Here is a 1,309-nt window from a genome sequence, read left to right as displayed (position 1 = left end):
TATGTGGCAGCTGACAGACTACGAAGCGCGCGGCCCTGGCCGCTCATTTTCAGCGCTCGCGGTCCTTTGATTTCTCGGCGGTCGGCGTCGGTGATTTGCCTTCGCGCAATGTTGCGGCGACATGGGCCTTTGCGCTTTCGACGATCTGCGCCAGCTGTTCCTTCGATGCGCCGCGCTCGGTAGCTGTCGCGACGCGCTTATCAATGGCGAGCTGGAATTGCGCGAACCTGGCATCGGCGCGGTTCTGCTCAGGCGAGTTTTTCTCGAATTGCGCGGCAAGGCGTAGATCAACCTGACTGACGCCGGGAGGCATGACTTGCAGACGTAGCGCGCGATCGGCGGCCTGAATGTCGCGGTCGGTCATTTTCGAAAGGAAATCTGCGGCGCCCGCGCTGATGGCGCGGACTCTTTGCAGCGGGTCCATACCCTCGGACCAATTGACTTCGATCTGATGATAGCGGCGTTGCTCAATCAGCTGAAGGTGGTGCATCGGCCCTTTGGGATCGCGGAAAAAGGCAAGCTCCTGCGCTGAACGCGCGGCCAGCTGGCGCATGTCAGCGGACGTTTCCGCGATCCGATTAAGCTGCTCATGCTGCCGCGACGCAACGGTTTGCGCAGTAGGTAGGTAACGGCTGATTTGATCCTTGGCCTGCTCGATACTCATTGCGCGTCGTTCGCCAACTGGCATGAGAGATTCCATCGAGGGTGGAAACGCGATGCCCGCTGGCCCACGCGCTGGCTCGACGCGGTTCTGTTCGAGGGGCATGGCATCACGGATGACTTTGGCGAGGGAGGCGTGATTTCCAGTATGGAAGCTGTCGCGGCTCGCCTCCATCCAGTCCTTCGGCCCCATTGCCTGGATCGAGACGAATTTCTCGGCCGCAAGGGAATGTAGCTGCAAGTGCAGCCGCATGGTGCGACCATTGCCCTCACGGAACGGATGAACGGCATTTAATTCGGAAATATGCCGCCCCATGGTATCCGCAAAGCGATCACGATCCATCGACTTGAGGGTTTGGAGGTCGGGCAGCTGCTTAAATTCGTGCTCCATGCTGCGGGCAATGAAGTGCGCTCGCGCAAAAGTGCTGCCGGGTTTGCTTATGTCCACAGTCCGAAAGCGCCCCGCCCAATCATATACGTCCTGAAACAGATGATTGTGCAGTTCGCGATACTCGCGCGCGTTCGTCGCCGGCGCGGCGCGCTGCACAACCAGCTCGCCATGTCGGACAACCGAGAAGAAAGCTTCTCGCTCCTTGAGGATATTATCGTCGCGGATTCCCAGCTTGTTCCGAAGAACGTCGCTGTTACG

Annotated in this window: 1 protein-coding gene; it reads right to left on the bottom strand. The window is 59.4% G+C overall.

Going from position 1 to position 1,309, the window contains the following annotated elements; translation table 11 throughout:
- Positions 1–49: 49 nt before the first annotated feature.
- Positions 50–1,309, bottom strand: a 1,260-nt coding sequence (locus ET21_RS0121870; RefSeq protein WP_237751640.1) for a Fic family protein, incomplete at its 5' end; no start/stop codon positions are given.

It is taken from the genome of Sphingobium sp. DC-2 (genome assembly GCF_000722555.1).
GTDB classification, from domain to species: Bacteria; Pseudomonadota; Alphaproteobacteria; order Sphingomonadales; family Sphingomonadaceae; genus Sphingobium; species Sphingobium quisquiliarum.
Note: the sequence above shows the minus strand (reverse complement) of the source record. Positions and strands in the feature narration are given on the sequence as shown.